Raw genomic sequence first — 16,356 nt, 5'->3', positions numbered from 1 at the left:
TGAATTGCTATGGCTTTGCATCCCTGAAACTGGGAATCTCCGATTCCATAGTGGAAGTATCCCTGGAAGGGACAATTCGCCTAAAGGAAGCAGAGCTTCCAAGGCTCATGGGCCGCTATCGCTCCTCGCAATGACGGGCGGAGGAACGAACGTTTTTTTTTCGCCAGTGTGAAACACCGACCCGCCGAAGCGGGGCTCGCCCAAAGCAAAATTTTCCGTTAAATCGTTTCCGTGTCAGGGATTTTCGCCGTCATCCCTAGTGCGAATTCAGATAGTCGAGCACTTTTTTCGTCAAATCGTTTTCGTCTTTCCAAAAGAGGACGGCTCCGGTCGCCCGATCGACAACCATGTCGTAGCCTTCCTGCAAAGCGATTTCCGTGACCGCCTTTTTAATCAATGAGATAATCGGAGCGCTGACCTTTTCGTTTTCCGTAATCAGCTCGCCCGTTCGGCCATACACGCGGTCGATAAATTCTTTCAACTCCGTATCTTTTTTGGCGTAATCCGCTTCGAGTTCCTTCCGTTTTTCGTCGGAAAGCATAAGCGATTGCTTGGCGAGTTTTTCCTTGATGGCCGCCAGTTCCTTTTGCAACAGGTTCGCCTGCTGTTCCCATTTGGCGACCTGCCGGTCGTATTCTTCCTGCGCTTTTTTCGTGCCCTTGTAACCGTCGAAAATCAATTTGGAATCGACGTGGGCGACCCGCAAACCGTCTTCGGCAAATCCCGGAAGAACGCTAAAAAGCAAAACGCAGAAAAGAAAGACAATCGATTTTTTACGCATTAGAATCCCTGCCCAATGACAAAGTTGAATTCCATGTCGCCGACACTGGTGCGGTCATAGCCGGAATAGGTTTCGCCCACATCCAACGGCCAAGCAAAATCAAATCCGATAATGCCGAGCATCGGCACAATGACCCGGAAACCAAATCCAAAGTCCCGCTTCAAGCTAGACGGATCCCATTCCGTAAGCGGATTCGGCTGGTTCTTTGAAACTTTCGTATCGGGATCGTAGCGCTTGCCGAAAACATTGCCGGCGTCAAAGAAGAGCGGAAGCAAGTAGAACGTATTCGGAACAATTCCCCACTGGAGTTCCGCGCCGATATACTGGTAACTGCGCCCCAAACGACGATAGCCGATGGAACCCGAACTGTAACCGCGCATCATGCCGTCGTAGCCCAAAACGCCGCCCATCTGGTAAAGCGTCCTGTATTGCAGCGGGTCGCCGACCATAAAGCCGTATTCGTTCGTCAGCGCCAAAGCCAAACGATCGCCGATAAGCGGGAACCACCACTTGACCGTCAAATCCGTTTTCACAAAGTTGAAATCACTGCCGATTTTTTCATCCGCCCATTGTACCGAAAGCACGTAGCGCGAACCATCCGTCGGGAACTGCGGCAAGTTCTTGTCGTCGCGGACGAGCTTGAACGTAAACGCCGATTCTTTGCCCGAATAACGGACAAGGCTGCCATCCACATTCGGTCCCTGCTTGTTCATCATCCAGCTGTAGCCGATTTGCCCGTAGAAATAATCGTCCGGCCACTTCAAACGCTTTCCGACATAGATGGATCCGCCGTAACGTGTAATGTTCGGATCGTCGTCGCGATGCCACCAGGCGTAACTCAAACTCGTTCCAAGGGTGATTGGATAATCCAAGAACCAGGGTTCCATAAAGCTGATCGACGCGCTCTTTTTGTCTTCGCCGTATTCCACATTCAGCGATGCGCTCTGGCCGTCGCCCATGCAGCAGTTCGGAATGGAAACGCCGAATGTTCCCGTCAATCCGTCGCTCTGGCTATAAGCGAGGCCCGCACTGAACTGTCCCGTTCCCGCTTCCTTTTCGGCAACCCGGAAACTCAAATCCACCTGTTGATCGCCCACAACCTGGATGTCCGGATAAACCATGTCAAAATAATTCAGCTGCATGATTTCGCGGAAGCTGCGCTCCATCGCCGACTGGCGGTAGGTGTCTCCCGGATACAAGCGCACTTCGCGGCGGATCACCTTGTCCTTCGTTTTCGTATTGCCAATGATATTCACCCGATGGATCTGGGCGGGAAGCCCTTCGCGAAGCCGATATTCCAAGGTCACCACGCTGTCATTTACAAAGCTGCGCGTTTCGTCGTATTGAGCAAAAAGATAGCCGTCTTCCCGATAGGCGTCGATAATTCCTTTTCGGGTCGCCTCGTATGCGTAATAGTCAAAGACCTCTCCGCTGTCCAGGTACACGCTGCGGGAAAGCATTTTGTCGGTAAGCACTTCATTGCCCGTAAAATGCACGCCACCCGCATAATAGCGCTGCCCCTCATTCACATCGATATAAATGCGCACATATTTTGACGTGGTGACGCTGTCGTAAGGAGTCAGTGCGGTGAACACTTCTTCTAGAGTGTAACGGGTCAGCAATTTTTCGTCATAACGTTTTTTACTGACCTTCTGCATCAGCTCCACAATCTTCGCATTTTTCCACTTCTTGTCCTTGGGCAAGTTCTTCAGCCAAATTTTCCGCAGCTCTTCATAAGTGATGATGCCGTTCAAAATCATCACAGCCGTCTCTTCGTCCTGCACGTCAAACACGGGAACCGCCTGAGCAACCGAATTAAAATTCGTCCGATGTTCACGATAGTAGTGCGCCGATTTTTCCTTGACGCGCCCCGCCAGACGATTCATGATGTTCGCCGTATCGGAAATCGCTTGATTCAACTGACCGTAAAGCAGTTCCAGCTTGCGGCCTTTCGGAACAGTGCGCCCCAGATAGAAATTGCAGCTGGAATCCGGCAAATATTCCGCGCGATATTCCTTGAGTTCCGCATCCAGATAGCCAAAATGCCGGATGGCGTTCAACACCGTATCGCGGTCCGCTTCGAACAGCATTTCCTTAAATTCGCCATCTCCCCACCAATGCGAACGCTTGGTCAGCATGTGGTCGGTAATTTCCGTCGCCGGAACGTGGTCGTTTCCCGTAATCACAATGGAATCCACTTGAACCTTGGGGCCTTCGCGCACAATAAAAGTGACGGAGTTTTCATGATCCGAAACCGGAGTCTCCCGAAAACCAACCTCCGCCAGCAGATAGCCCTCGCCCCGATAATACGACAAAATATTTTGCCTATCCCGCTCCAAGCCGCTCTTGCTATAAACACGCCCTTGCAAAAGGGAAATTTTCAATCGGACATCTTCTTCGGAAATTTCATCGCAGCCTTCGATATAGACCGTATCCAAAGCGGGCAGTTCCACAACGCGAAAAACCAGGTCCACTTTATTTTCATTGCCCGGTTGGTAATCTATCCAAGCGGTCACGTCGTCAAAAAAACCGGTTTCAAACAAATCCGAAACACTCTTTTGCACTTTTTCCGTCAATGCGGACGGTTGAAAAGCCTGGCCATCCCGAACACTGACCCGGCTCAATACGGAGCGTTCATCCATATTCACCAGCCCTTCTGCACGGACATGGCGAACCGTTGTAGGCGTCGTAAATTCTTCGGGAACATCCAAAAGCTGCGCCATGGGGAAAGCAACCAAAACAAGCAGAAAAACGATTACGCGAAAGAACAAGTGAACAATACCTATTTTGAGGATGGGTAAAAAATCGTCCTCAAAAATACAAAAAACGTTTTTGCAAAAACAGAAAGGCGCCGCATTTGCGACGCCTTTGCCCAAATAAAATCGGAATTACTGGCCGAGATACTTGCGACCCACGCCAAATTGGTCTTTATATTCTACATAATCCGGGACAAAGTCCTTGGGATAAGAGAACGAAACATTCACCGAGCACAGGAATTCGTTCATCAATTTTCCCTTGCCGGTAAACGGTTTCTGCTTCTTTTCCACTTTTTCCTGGCCCTTCTTGCCGACAATGACTTCCGCTTCGCACCAGCCCTTGTTGCCGCTGGCAAAAACGGAATCGCCCTTCACCGAAACCAGCTTGATCAAAGCCGGATCCAATTCGGTGTTGTTTCCGGTCGAAGCCCAGAACTGGAGTTCGCCAGAAAGGGAAGTCGCCCCGATTTTGATGCTCGGGAAAGCCATTACATAGCCCCATTTGTCCACCAGCGGGGACTTGTTCGGGATATTTTCGCCAAAGATGAGAAAATACGGACGGGTCGCAATACGGCTCGCGTTATGCGCTTTCTGCAAATCCGCATTATTCGGCGCGATGAGTTCAATCGCCAACAAGTTGTATTCCTTGACAACCGGATCGCTTTCTTCCAAGGCTTCCGGAAGAGTACGGGAAACATAGACGTTCTCCGCCTGCGTCCTAAACGCCTTCACCTTGGAAGCGTCGCCACCAAGACGATTGATCAGCGAAATGGAAGTGTCAATTTTGGCAAATCCGTCAATAACGGCACCGAGTTCCACTCCTTCCGAAGAAATCTGGTTCAGACCGACTGCGGACAGGGCTTCGCCGATTGCCACCGCTTTTTCGGCACTCTGCACCTTGCCCAGATTCTGAATCGCCTGTTCAAAGAATCCGTGAATCAAGCTGCTCTGCGGATCCTTTTTACTTTCCACTTCCGCTCTTTTGGCAATCGCCAGCGTAAAATTATCGTAAAATTCGTTTGAAACATTCCCCTTTCCCTTAGCGGTCAAGTAAGAATTGATGGCATTCTGATAACGCCCCTCTTCCAAATAGCTGTCTCCACGCTTTTCGTTGGCGCCTTTACAGCCGGCAAGCAGAACCGCAGACGCGGCCATGAGAACGATCAAATTTTTTGTTTTCATTTTCTAACCCTTTATCGGAAAAAAAGCAAAATTCAAATTTTCCTTTCCGTAATTTAATTAAATTTTTCATTGCAGCGACATCCGTTTCGTAAATAATTTTTTGGAGATCGTTTTGAAGTTTCTTTCTGTCAGCCCGGAAGCCGGCGAATGGTTAAAACCAAGTCCCCTAGCAGGAGCGGTCAATCAGCTCACCCAAGCATTTTCCCGTGCGGGCACGCAAATTTTAACCATATCCCCCTTTTATCCCAGACTTATGGGAGAATTGGAAAATTTCCGGTGCGTATTCAAAGGAATTGAAAAACTGCGCAATATGCCCTTTGAGGTGTGGACAGGAACGAATCCCCTTTACGCATACATTCGCTACGACGACTACTTTAATCGGCCAGACATCTACGGCGAAAATAAATTCCCCTACGGCGACAACCACCTGCGTTTTTCTTATCTGGCATCGGCGGCTCTCGCTTATGCGGACGCCATCCATTTTGATCCGACAACCTTTTGTGGACAAGACTGGGCAGGAGCTTTAATCGCTCCCATCGCCAAAACGACCTACTCGGAATCCTTCGGCAAAATCCCCTTTTTCTTCACCATTCACAACATCACTTACGATTTTCACGTCAAAGAAAGCGAAATCGAGCGGATTGGACTGCCTCGGGTCGATTTCAATATGAACGGTTACGAATTTTGGGGAAAAGTCAGCTTGCTCAAAGCCGGCGTATTCTATGCGAAAAAAGTGATTCTGCCTTCGCCCGGCTATTGCGACGGAATCGTCAACAATCATTTGGGCGGCGGGCTTTCCGGTTTTCTCGTTCGGAACAAGGAAAAACTGAAAGGGATTCAGTTCGGCCTAAACTACCCTTTCTGGGACTTCAACCTGAATACGAATCTGCCGATAGAAGTCGCCAAAAAACAGGCGAGAGACGCGCTGGCATCCAGCCTGGGTGTCGATTTTGAAAACCGCCTGGTCATGTATTGCGCCCTAGGTCCGGAATCCGGCAAAACCTCCGAAACGCTGGCAACCCTTCTGGGCGACATCAACAAATTGAACATCTTCGTCGTAGTCAAAGCGCCGAAAAACAGTCCTAAATGGGATTATTACACAGCGGTCGCTAGCCAAGAAAATTCCCACATGGCGGTGTTCGACATTCCTCCCAACAATAACCTTTCCGTACGCGCCACTCTCGCCGGCGCCGACATTCTTTTTGCCGCCAACCCGACCGAACCGTCCGCCAGCATGATTTTAAAATCCCTCGCCTGCGGAACGGTTCCCCTGACAGGCCGGGATGTCGGATGTTCCAATTTGCTTTCCAACTACGATGCGGACTTTTCGACAGCCAATGCTCTGCTCGTCAACGATTCCGCCGCACCCGACCAGATGATCCGCAAGCTGAAAAACGCGGAACAGCTTTATTGCAGCAACCAGGACAGTTGGAATTATCTCGTGCGAAACGCCTACCAATTCCGTTACGAATGGGATCGCACCATCTCGCAATTCATCCTGACTTTCGGCGAAGAATAGCCCTATTTACTCCCTATTTCACGCCCAAAAATTTGAAACCTGCATTTTGGCAGGATTTTTCTTGCGGTTTTTATATTGAAGTTCGGACTTTTCAAGCGGCAAAATGATATAAAGCGGTTCAACAAGCGACCGCTGCGCCTATCGAGGCTCACCAACCATACACTTTATTGTTGCTAGTCGTTTTGAGGCGCGTAAACCCCCTAGGCATTCCGTCAAAAGCGACGAAGCAATCTTGGCTGCGGAAAAAGGATTGCTTCTACACTTCGAGTATAACTCCACTAAGGTAACAAAGTTACCAAGTGTCGTATAACCCCTGCGGGGTTCGCAATGACGAAAAGAGAGCGTCATTACGAGGACGGTTCAGCAAGCGGCTGCTGAGCCTATCGAAGCACAGCAACCGATATTAAGTGATGAGGAAGTAGCGCATTTCATCCCCAACCTCTAAAAACTGACAACTAGCCACTCTAATGCAAGCAATTTTTGGAAACGACTTTTCTAATTTCCCAAATTTATTCCGCGCACCAGGGAATGGCATTCAACTGATTTCTCGCTATTGTCGCCCGGACATGATAAAGCGAATCCGGATCCATTTGAGTCACCCCGATAACGCCGTCGGCAATGCGGGCATTCAAATTTTCCACAACACCCCACGCTTTATTGTAACCGGTTCCATAACCACCCGCATCGTAGCCTGCATCGGCGAGAATCGGACGCTGCAAAAGTTGAGCCACTCCCGCCCACGTCGCCTTATTCGAAGAACGAATCCGTTCATTTGCTGCCGCAGTTCGCCCGCCGGAAGTACTCGCAAAATCCACTTTAGACAAATCGAAATTCGCATACCAATTCGCCATTTTATCCGGTTCTTCGGTAACATCTGCAATCCAGGGCGAAATATCAATCGCGATTTTGGAACCCGGCAAATACGCTCGAATCGTATCGACAATCTGCGCGAAATAGAGCCCCATTTGTGCATCGGGAATGCCGCCATTCCTCTGTTCTATACTATCAAACGCCATTTTTTGATTGGAACCGCTCTCTGAATACTGATAATAATCTGGTTCAATAAGCCAAATGAACTGGATTGTATCCGGATTTTGTTCTGGATAAAAAATTTCAATATGTTCGCGAAATCCTGCCGCATATTGCCGGTAACGATAAAGAATCGAATCTTGGAAATACTGCCGCATAAGCTCGGCCCCATCGGTGCACAAATTTTGGGAATCCTTCACGTCGCAATCGTCCAGCCCGTGATCCTTGCCAAATTCCGCAATAACATAAGCATAAATCATCGGCGTCGCATGAACGACCCGCGTCATATCAAACATTCTCTCTTCAAAAGAATTGAAGTAGTCGTTGTCGCCGAGCCAGACGGAAATATAATCGAGTCCATCGTAGAATGCGGAATCTTCATGAGCGGCCTGCCAGCCTGCCCCAAAATTGAACTGACACGGAGAAAATCCTTTTTGATGAACGAATAGAGAGGAGGAAGAAAGAGCCGAAGAGGAGGACAAGTCATCTCCCGAAGAGGAGGATTCCGCAATCGGCAAGTCAGCACTCGACGAAAGCTCGGAACCATTGGAATCCGCTCCTGACGAAGAATCCGAACCGCAAGCCGCAAGCAAAGAGAAGCAAAAGCATCCCCCAAAGAGCAAACCGATACGCAAGCCAAATTTCAATTTCACCAAAAACTCCTTTAGGCCACTTATAAAAATTCATTTTCAAAAAAATCGTTCATGACACATCATCGGGTTGCTGTCCTTCGGCAGGCTCAGGGACCGCCGGTTAGTGAGCTTGTCGGACTAGTCGAAGCACGCGCAATTTTTAATCAAAGTAATTTTTAGAAGAGGCCTTCTCACATCCATCCAGTGCCAAATTTATATAAAGGAACGGCATTCATTTCCTTGTGAAAAAATGTTTTACAATCACATCGTGGTTTTCTGCCAAAATGTCAAATTTGACAAAATCCAATTCGGCGATTTTATATATTTGCAAGCGTTATGGCAATTCTGGAAGACACCACTCAAAGCGGAACAAAGGACGGAACGGCGACTCGCAAACGCTCCAAGCCGACAAAAATCGGAGGCTACACGCCACTGAAAAAAATCGGACAAGGTGCCATGGGCGATATTTGGCTCTGCGACGATCCTTCGCTTTGCCGCCGGGTCGTCGTGAAACAGATGTTGCCGAGCCTTCGCGGATATGAAGATTTGATCGCCCGGTTCAAGCGGGAATGCGTTTTGCTCGCCGCTTTGCACCACCCGAACATTGTGCATCCTTACGCCCTATGGCAAGAACGCACAGGCAAACTCGCTTTGGCAATGGAATATGTAGATGGCGTCACTTTTCGGCAGATTCTCGACGTACAAAACAGGCCGCCTATTTGGGTGGTTCTCTACCTGACCCACGAAATTTTACGCACCCTCATCTGCGTCCATGCAAACCAGATTATCCATCGGGATTTGAAACCTTCCAATATGATGGTCGAAAAAAACGGTTGCGTTCGCCTGCTCGATTTCGGAATCGCCCGCGATGCCAATCCGGGGCAAGACATGACCATCCCGGGAAGCGTTCTCGGAACCGCCGCCTACATGAGCCCAGAGCAAGTCCGAGGTTACACTGTCACTTACGCATCCGACATTTTCAGCCTGGGAATTATCGTTTGCGAAATGGTCATGGGCAGCAATCCCTTTCGCGGCGAATCGATGGAACTGACATCGCAGTATATTTTAAATCTGAAATTAAAAATCAAGAATTTTCCACCACAAGTTCCTTACAGGTTGCGCTATTGGATTTTAAAATGCCTGGAGAAAAGGCCGCAGGATCGTTTCCGGTCCACCAAAGAAGCCGCGGATTCTCTGGCTCAAATTATGGAAGGCTACCCGCGCCAACTCGACATTCCCATGCGGGAATGGCTCTCGGCAACGATGCGAAACGAACCGCTACCCCATCTGCCCAAAAATTCCAAATTGCAAATTTTGAAAATCGGAGTAGCCATAGGCGTAGCTTCTGGAGCGCTTCTCGCCTCCTTTATCACCGCTTTAATTTGCAAATAAAATGACCGCCAACTGGATTGACATTTTTTGCGGCTCCTTTTTGCTTATCCTTGTCGGACTGGGTCTGTATTTTGGTCTGGCCAAGACGCTTATTCATTTAGCCGCTTGGATAGGCGGGGCCATCGGCGTCATTTACTTTCCGGAAATCCTGCAACCGCTTCTTTCGGAAAACCTGGAACTTTCCGCAACAACGATTATCATTTTCTCGCGCGCACTGGGATTTTTCATTCCGTTCATTTCGCTCCGCATTTTGGGACACTTTATCAACAAATTCATCAAGCGGCATTTTTCCCTTTTGAATAGTCTCGGCGGCGGAATCCTGGGAGCCATCAAAGCCCTGATTCCCTGCGTTATTTTGCTTTCGACGCTCTACCTTCTCCCATTGAGCGGAAATTTGAAATCGGAACGCGACTCTTCCCTCGCCTACTCTCTCTATTCATATTCCATTCAAAAAACAGGAATTTCCGAAAAGGCGCAAAACTTTCAAGATTCCGTAAAGGCCTCGGTTTCTCACAAAATCCATGCGACAATCGACAGCGTTAAAGAAAGCGCTGTAAAAAATGCCGAAGCGCAAATCCAAGAAAAAATTCAGAAATCGGTGCGCCCGTAAACCAGCGCAGCACAAAATTTTACCGTAGTCTAGAAACGGAAAATGGCAGCGAAATTCTTGAAGGTTAGCGCTCTTCGGCAGGCTCAGGGACCGTTGGAACTGAAAACTAATAACTGATAACCAAGTTTACCTTGTGAAAGAAAAAGGCTGCTTTGAAAAATATTTGAGAGTATTTGGTAGAAGATTGTCCATCATTCCCATTTTTGAAAACCAATTTTTAGAAAACGGAATTTTATCTCTTCACCGCCATTTTAGAAATCAGGACCCCATTCTTTCGCAAAGTCACGACGTAACGTCCCGCCGGGAGCGCATTCCACTTGTCAGAAATCATTCCGCATCCTTGAACTTTTTGAACGAATCTTATTTTCCCGTGAATATCAAATACAGAAAGAGAAGCTTCTTGTGCATCCGAAAGAGTGTAAGCAATGCCATTTCTGGACACAGAAAGCAAAGCGGGAATCATTTTATCGGCAATTCTATTGAAAGATTCTGGAATTAGAGAGGAATCTGCCGCATTCCATAGCCGAATTCCCGCCACATCAAAGCCGAATTCATCCACATTGGGGCCGCCATCCTCCGTCATCGATGCCAACCTCATCGTGTTCGCGCCTTGACGAATCGGAACCGAAATGGCCACGGAATCATAAGCCGTCCAACCCGTAGCAGGGAATGCCACTTTCCCCATGACAGAATCGTTCCACGTTAAAAGCATTGGTCGTTCTACCGTTCCACCATTTGCAAAACGAATCGTTAAAACCGCCTCTTTTTCTTCGGGAGAAAATATCTTCCACACGCCAAAACTTTCTTTGCTGTTTGTGAAATTGTAATAACCGCTGTCTATCCATCCCGCATTCGTTTCTTCATATTCTCCTGAGCCTTCTTCGGGAAACGCCGCATTCACATAAGAAAGGATTTTTCCCGACTTCACCCATTCCAGCTGCGGAAGAACTGTCAGCACGCCAGACAACGTCGCCGCTTCGCCTTCACCGCCAAGAGTTTTAACCGTAAAAGGGAATGTTCCAACTTCTTGCGGAGTTCCCGAAATATGAATTTTCCCACCTTCCAATTGCGTAACAATCCCTTTGGGAAATCCTGCGGCTTCCGCTCCAGAGCAATGCGAATAGGCATAAGCAAACGGGACAATCGAATCGCCCAAAACAATGATCTGGCGAGAGGAACCCGCTCCGTTCTTGGCAATGGATGGCGGAAGGATTTCCCCGACAAGTTCTATATCCGGCTTGGGGATGCTCCCCGAACCCAGCCAAAATCCCAAATGCGGCGGCTGGTTGTATGCGGTATTCTGCCATGAAATTCCTAAACGATAAATCGGATCGTGCATGAGCGTGTAAACCCGGTGATCCGTCAATATCGTCGTCGTGTACAGGAACAAATGCGAATCATCATGCGTAATGATTTCTTCTCGCCAGTCGCCCAAAATATCCGCAGAAAGATTCGGCGTCGCTTTGGTCGAATTGCAAGAGCTGCCGTCCAGCTTCATCAGAGTTTCGCTTTTTGAAGTGCTGCTATTCCATTTGCTGATCGTCACCCCATCCAAAAGTTCATCCAGCAAATCGCCATCCCAATACACGCGGAAATTGTAAGCCGGTCTGGACGATGCCAAAATTTTTCCTTTCGCCGAATAGGTGTTCCAATTCGCAGCACTCCACATTTCATGTCCTCTCGAAGTCGAATCCACATCGGCGGCAACACCGCGACCGTTATCTCCGGAACTGGTTTCACGCCAGAGCAATTTTCCCGTGCGCGCATCGTGCAGTTCATAACCATACGGTTTGTCTTCGTGAACCTGCCAGACTTCAAGGCCTTCGTTGTCGGGATCCAAATCGCCCAAGTGGATGGCATCGCCATGGCCAAGCCCTGTACGATACATGAATTTTCCATCGTGATCGACTGCACAGCTGCCTTCAATAATTTCATCAAAGCCGTCTCCATCCACATCGCCCGCAGAGATGTTGTGATTTCCCTGGCCATAGCATTCTTGCCCGGACGTCGCCGCGTTGTAATACCAACGTTGCGAAAGGGTTGTACCGTCCCAATCATAAGCCGTAATCGCCATTCGCGTATAATAGCCGCGCTGAAAAACCATACTGGGCTTTACGCCGTCCAAATAAGCGTTCGTCGCCAAAAATCGATCCACTCGATTTCCGTAACTATCGCCCCAGCTTTTCACCGTGCCACGCGCCGGATTGTAAAGGACAGTCGCCATTTCGACTCCGGTTTTGCCATTGAAAACCGTCAGATATTCATTTCCGCTCAAAACATAACCGCTGCTGTTTCGATAATCCGCGCCATCGTCGTCATTTGCCGCCGGACCTTTAGAAAGATATTTTCCGGAACCGTCTTTTGTCCCGGGAGCCGTTTTCATCGCGACTTCGGCAAATCCATCCAAGTCATAATCGCCGACAAGAATTTGCGTATAGTGCGCTCCCGCCCGGATATTTTTGCCCAAATCGATTCTCCAAAGTTTTGTTCCGTCCAATTTATAGGCATCGACAATCACATTTCCCGTATATCCTTTTTGCGAATTGTCCTTGGAATTGCTCGGATCCCATTTGAGAACCAGCTCGTATTCCCCGTCTCCGTCCAAATCGCCGACCGCAATGTCATTTGGCGAATAGGTATAACTTCCGCTCGCATTGCTCCCGCCCGCAGGCCTATCCAAAGGAATCGTCCATTTTTGACTTTCCCATACATTCACCGATTTGTCCGCTTCTTTTTCAACGCCGCCTTCCACCGTTCGAACTTCATACCGAGAAGTTAACGCTCCGGCAGCATCCACAAAATTTGTCGAATTTGTAATAGGCTGCGCATTGACCTTTTTTCCATCCCTATACAAGTTAAAGGCGATTGATTCCGCATCCGTGCCAAACATTCTCCAGCTCAAAAAGACGCCATCATTCGTCTTGACGGCGACAAGCCCGCGATCCAAGCGCTCCATTTGCCGAGCCGCATTCGCCAAGGAAAAAAGGGAAAATAATACAATAACCAAGCAAGAAAGTTTTTGCATAAGACTCTCCTAAAACACGTTGGAAAAAATAAGCCCAGCGGAAAACAAATTGCCGATTTTTTGATTTATACATTGTCCACAGACAACGTCACAAATAATGCTCATTTTAGCAGTAATTTTAAAAGGAAAGCGTTATCATCACGAAGTTTTGTCCATGAAAACCTTTTCTATCGCCAGACTCGATTCCATTTTTCAAGCTCCGTCCCCAAATTTTCTAGATTTTGTGCGCTTCTCGGAAAACTTTTTCCCAAGCGTTAAAATTTTCAAGGCAAATAAAATGATTACATTCCTTATCGGCATCGCCATCTTGATCGGGGGCTATTTTACTTACGGGAAATTCGTAGAACGCGTATTCCGGCCAGACGACAGACAGACTCCCGCCACAAAACATCCCGACGGCGTTGACCGCATGGTTCTTCCCCACTGGAAAAATATGCTCGTTCAACTTTTGAATATCGCCGGAATCGGACCCGTCATCGGAGTGATTCTCGGCATTAAATTCGGGGCGATTGTTTTTATTCTACTCCCCATTGGAAATGTCTTTGGCGGTGCCGTACACGATTATTTTTCGGGAATGATCAGTATGAGAAACGACGGCATGAATGTTCCTTCCCTTGCCCGGAAATTTTTGCGAAAGGGACCTTCCAAACTGGTAATGATTCTGATTTCCGTGGCACTGATTTTCGTCGGAGCCGTTTTTACCAACACGCCGGCAGGCCTTATCAATACGCCGATCATCGTCGGAGAAGGCAATCCGTCGCAGACGATTTTCTGGATTGCCGTTGCGATTATTTTCGCCTATTATTTTGCAAGCACGTTCTTTCCCATCGACAAGATTATCGGGCGCATTTATCCGATTTTCGGAGGGCTGCTCATTTTGGCGAGCATCGGAATCCTTATCGGCATCGCTCCGGAAATCAATACTCTGGAAGAATTCAACTTAAGCGATTTGGCGAGCAACTTCCACAAACATCCTGCGCACCAGCCGATTATTCCCATGCTTTTTGTCACTATCGCTTGCGGTATTATCAGCGGATTTCACAGTACCCAAAGCCCCATTGTCGCCAGAACCGAAAAATCCGAACGCACGGGACGCCAGACTTTTTACGGAATGATGATTATCGAAGGCCTTATCGGCATGATTTGGGCTGCCGGCGGAATGTTCATCTACAATAAAATGCCCGAACTTTTAATGGGGGCTTCCGGTGTCCGTATCTTGAGCGAGCTAGTTTCCACCGTCATTCCTGTTGCACCCATTTCGATTCTGGTTGTCGTGGGCGTCATCATCCTCGCCATTACCAGCGGAGACACCAGTCTGCGCAGCCTTCGCCTGATTATCGCCGAACTTTGCAACATCGATCAAACCAGCATGAAAAAACGGTTGTTTCTCACCGTGCCGCTCTTTGCCATTTGCGCCATTCTTATTTTCTGGAGCAACCTGAACAAGGACGGCTTCAACATCCTGTGGAATTACTTCAGCTGGTCGAATCAAGTCATGGCGGTTTGCAGCTTGTGCGTAACAGTCGTTTACCTGCGGGCGAAAAAGCGGAATTTTTGGATAGCCCTCATTCCCTGTATGTTCATGACGTTTATCGTCTGCGCTTACATTTTCTGGGTCAGCCCCGAAAACCTGAAAGGAGCTCCAGTCGGCTTTGGATTGCCTTATTCGTTAGCCCTTGGACTTGCGGTGTTGGCGTCGCTGGTTCTCGGTTATTTGCTCTGTCTTCGTGGAAAGTTTTTGGAAAAAAGGATCGACAAAAAAGAGTTTGAACCCGACTGTTGGACCCCAAAACAAAAAAATACCAGCGAGACATTGCTTTAAAACGCGGAGGCCTTTTTTTTGGGGGGCTTATACGCAAAATTTCACCTATTTGTTAAACAAACGTTCAACATCAACATTTTTCCATTCATCTTTATTTTGTGCGCCTCATCATTCCGTGCGGTAAATAGGGAAATTTCGCCCTTTTTTGTAACTAAAGTTTTTCTAATTTAACACCGCCTTAATAAAACCTCAAAAGCAAAGAACAACGAATGAATCGAACCGTAAAATTACTAATCCTTTCAAGCGCGGTCATAGCCATGCCCGTGTTTGCAAAGTCGGCTTATACGCGTGACGATGCTGTCCGGATTGCTTTGGAAAATTCTCCCGACATTAAAACCGCCGTGCAGAATTTAGAATCAGCAGAATCCCAAGTAACGGCGGCATACGGCAACGCCCTTCCCACAGTCGATTTGAGCGCCACTTATGCGCGCACATTCGGCCTAGACGATGTAGAAAAAAATTCCGCCATCAGCAATATGCTTGACGATGCCGCTACAAAAAATGAAAAATTGCTAGCCGGCATTCTCGATAATTACTCCTATGCGCTTGCGGCTATGGGTGGATACCGTTGGGGAACCCAAATCGGCATTACAGCGACGCAAGTCCTCTATGCACAGGGAAAAGTTTCGGCAGGAACCCGGATCGCTAAAGCTTACAAGCGGGTAAACGAGCTTAACTTGGAAACCGCGAAACAAGACGTGCGGTACAATGTCGAAGTCGCTTTTGACGAGCTCATCTATCTGGATTCGGCCATCGTCATTTTGCAATCGACCATCGATCAGCTCCAAGAAAACTTGGATTACGTCACGCAAGCCGTCCAAAGCGGACTCGCCACCGAACTGGATCTGATCCGGGTCCAGATTTCCATGGACGAACTTCGCACGAACCTGCAAAAAACGCAAAAGAACCGCGTCGTCGCTCGCAACGCCCTGCTGAACACGATGGGACTTCCTTGGGATGCCGAAGCGGAGTTCACCGGTGATTTGCGCGACCCGAAAAACGGTTATGCGGCACCGGACACCGTGATGAGCAATGTGCGGCAACGGCGCCGGGAATTGGCGCAGTTGGACGAAAGTGCCAAAATGTACGAAGAAAATATCGATATTGAACAAGGCGGATACAAGCCGACCCTTGTTCTCGGGGGTTCTATCACCTATCAGGATGGGCAGAACGACTTTTTCAAATGGTCCGCTCCCGACTGGGATAAAAACATTTCAAAAAAGATTTATTTGAATTTTTCGATGAACCTCTTTAACGGCATGCAAACCCGAGAAGCCGTCGTCCAAGCGAAAACGGACCTGCGCAAAACGCAAATTCAAAAGGAAACGGCGGAACGCGGGATTCAGCTGGAAATGGAATCGGCAAAGAATACGCTGGAAGACGCCCAAAACCAGATTGAAATCCAGCAGCGCCGCGTCGATCTCGCACAAAAAAATCTGGATATGACCGAAGCGGCATACAAAGCTGGCCGCGAAACTCAGCTAAACTTTTTGGACGCAAACATGAGTCTCAAAAACGCTCGTTTGGATTATCTTTCCGCGATCGTTGATTGGAATAAGGCTTACAACGCCATGCTCAAAGCCACCGGAGAATATTAGGAGAGTATTC

At 48.4% G+C, this 16,356-nt stretch carries 10 protein-coding genes; 5 read left to right on the top strand and 5 right to left on the bottom strand.

Translation table 11 applies throughout. From position 1 onward, the window contains the following. Positions 1-256 precede the first annotated feature (256 nt). From BGX14_RS11860 to BGX14_RS11850, 3 genes are all read right to left on the bottom strand, one after another. Positions 257-781 (bottom strand): OmpH family outer membrane protein, encoded by a 525-nt coding sequence (locus BGX14_RS11860; protein ID WP_073303038.1) that lies wholly within the window; start codon positions 779-781, stop codon positions 257-259. Next, on the bottom strand, positions 781-3,504 hold the full coding sequence (locus tag BGX14_RS11855) for an outer membrane protein assembly factor (RefSeq protein WP_095880365.1): 2,724 nt from the start codon (positions 3,502-3,504) through the stop codon (positions 781-783). Before BGX14_RS11855 ends, BGX14_RS11860 begins: the two co-directional genes overlap by 1 nt. Positions 3,505-3,669: 165 nt before the next feature. Next, positions 3,670-4,719, bottom strand: coding sequence for a hypothetical protein (locus tag BGX14_RS11850; RefSeq protein ID WP_073303039.1), 1,050 nt, complete (start codon positions 4,717-4,719; stop codon positions 3,670-3,672). A gap of 112 nt (positions 4,720-4,831) precedes the next feature. Here BGX14_RS11850 and BGX14_RS11845 point away from each other — a divergent pair, with 112 nt between their 5' ends. Then, positions 4,832-6,238, top strand: coding sequence for a glycogen/starch synthase (locus tag BGX14_RS11845; protein ID WP_073303135.1), 1,407 nt, complete (start codon positions 4,832-4,834; stop codon positions 6,236-6,238). Between the two features lie 509 nt (positions 6,239-6,747). Here BGX14_RS11845 and BGX14_RS11840 read toward each other — a convergent pair. Beyond that, the gene (locus BGX14_RS11840) at positions 6,748-7,920 is read right to left on the bottom strand and encodes a hypothetical protein (protein WP_095879996.1); all 1,173 of its coding nucleotides are present in this window, start codon (positions 7,918-7,920) and stop codon (positions 6,748-6,750) included. 315 nt (positions 7,921-8,235) lie between these two features. Here BGX14_RS11840 and BGX14_RS11835 point away from each other — a divergent pair, with 315 nt between their 5' ends. Together BGX14_RS11835 and BGX14_RS11830 are read left to right on the top strand one after the other, a co-directional pair. Next, positions 8,236-9,291, top strand: coding sequence for a serine/threonine-protein kinase (locus tag BGX14_RS11835; protein WP_095879995.1), 1,056 nt, complete (start codon positions 8,236-8,238; stop codon positions 9,289-9,291). 1 nt (position 9,292) lies between these two features. Beyond that, complete coding sequence (locus BGX14_RS11830; RefSeq protein ID WP_073303042.1) at positions 9,293-9,901, top strand: CvpA family protein; 609 nt, start codon at positions 9,293-9,295, stop codon at positions 9,899-9,901. Positions 9,902-10,133: 232 nt separating this feature from the next. Here BGX14_RS11830 and BGX14_RS16350 read toward each other — a convergent pair whose 3' ends face one another. After that, positions 10,134-12,926, bottom strand: coding sequence for a hypothetical protein (locus BGX14_RS16350; RefSeq protein ID WP_158223316.1), 2,793 nt, complete (start codon positions 12,924-12,926; stop codon positions 10,134-10,136). A gap of 277 nt (positions 12,927-13,203) precedes the next feature. Between BGX14_RS16350 and BGX14_RS11820 the strand changes: the two genes are divergently transcribed. Together BGX14_RS11820 and BGX14_RS11815 are read left to right on the top strand one after the other, a co-directional pair. Beyond that, complete coding sequence (locus BGX14_RS11820; RefSeq protein WP_095880364.1) at positions 13,204-14,748, top strand: carbon starvation protein A; 1,545 nt, start codon at positions 13,204-13,206, stop codon at positions 14,746-14,748. 209 nt (positions 14,749-14,957) lie between these two features. Further along, positions 14,958-16,346: a TolC family protein gene (locus tag BGX14_RS11815; protein ID WP_095879994.1), complete on the top strand. Its 1,389-nt coding sequence runs from the start codon at positions 14,958-14,960 to the stop codon at positions 16,344-16,346. The last annotated feature ends 10 nt before the right edge of the window (positions 16,347-16,356 follow it).

The organism is Fibrobacter sp. UWS1, from assembly GCF_002300445.1.
Lineage (GTDB): Bacteria > Fibrobacterota > Fibrobacteria > Fibrobacterales > Fibrobacteraceae > Hallerella > Hallerella intestinalis.
The sequence above is the reverse complement of the archived record's forward strand: the minus strand, read 5'-3'. Positions and strand labels throughout refer to the sequence as shown.

What these genes read in the sequence shown, in the direction of transcription:
- BGX14_RS11860 (WP_073303038.1), bottom strand. Translation starts at nt 781, where the DNA reads ATGCGTAAAAAATCGATTGTCTTTCTTTTCTGCGTTTTGCTTTTTAGC.
- BGX14_RS11855 (WP_095880365.1), bottom strand. Translation starts at nt 3,504, where the DNA reads ATGGCGCAGCTTTTGGATGTTCCCGAAGAATTTACGACGCCTACAACG.
- BGX14_RS11830 (WP_073303042.1), top strand. Translation starts at nt 9,293, where the DNA reads ATGACCGCCAACTGGATTGACATTTTTTGCGGCTCCTTTTTGCTTATC.
- BGX14_RS11850 (WP_073303039.1), bottom strand. Translation starts at nt 4,719, where the DNA reads ATGAAAACAAAAAATTTGATCGTTCTCATGGCCGCGTCTGCGGTTCTG.
- BGX14_RS11835 (WP_095879995.1), top strand. Translation starts at nt 8,236, where the DNA reads ATGGCAATTCTGGAAGACACCACTCAAAGCGGAACAAAGGACGGAACG.
- BGX14_RS11815 (WP_095879994.1), top strand. Translation starts at nt 14,958, where the DNA reads ATGAATCGAACCGTAAAATTACTAATCCTTTCAAGCGCGGTCATAGCC.
- BGX14_RS16350 (WP_158223316.1), bottom strand. Translation starts at nt 12,926, where the DNA reads ATGCAAAAACTTTCTTGCTTGGTTATTGTATTATTTTCCCTTTTTTCC.
- BGX14_RS11820 (WP_095880364.1), top strand. Translation starts at nt 13,204, where the DNA reads ATGATTACATTCCTTATCGGCATCGCCATCTTGATCGGGGGCTATTTT.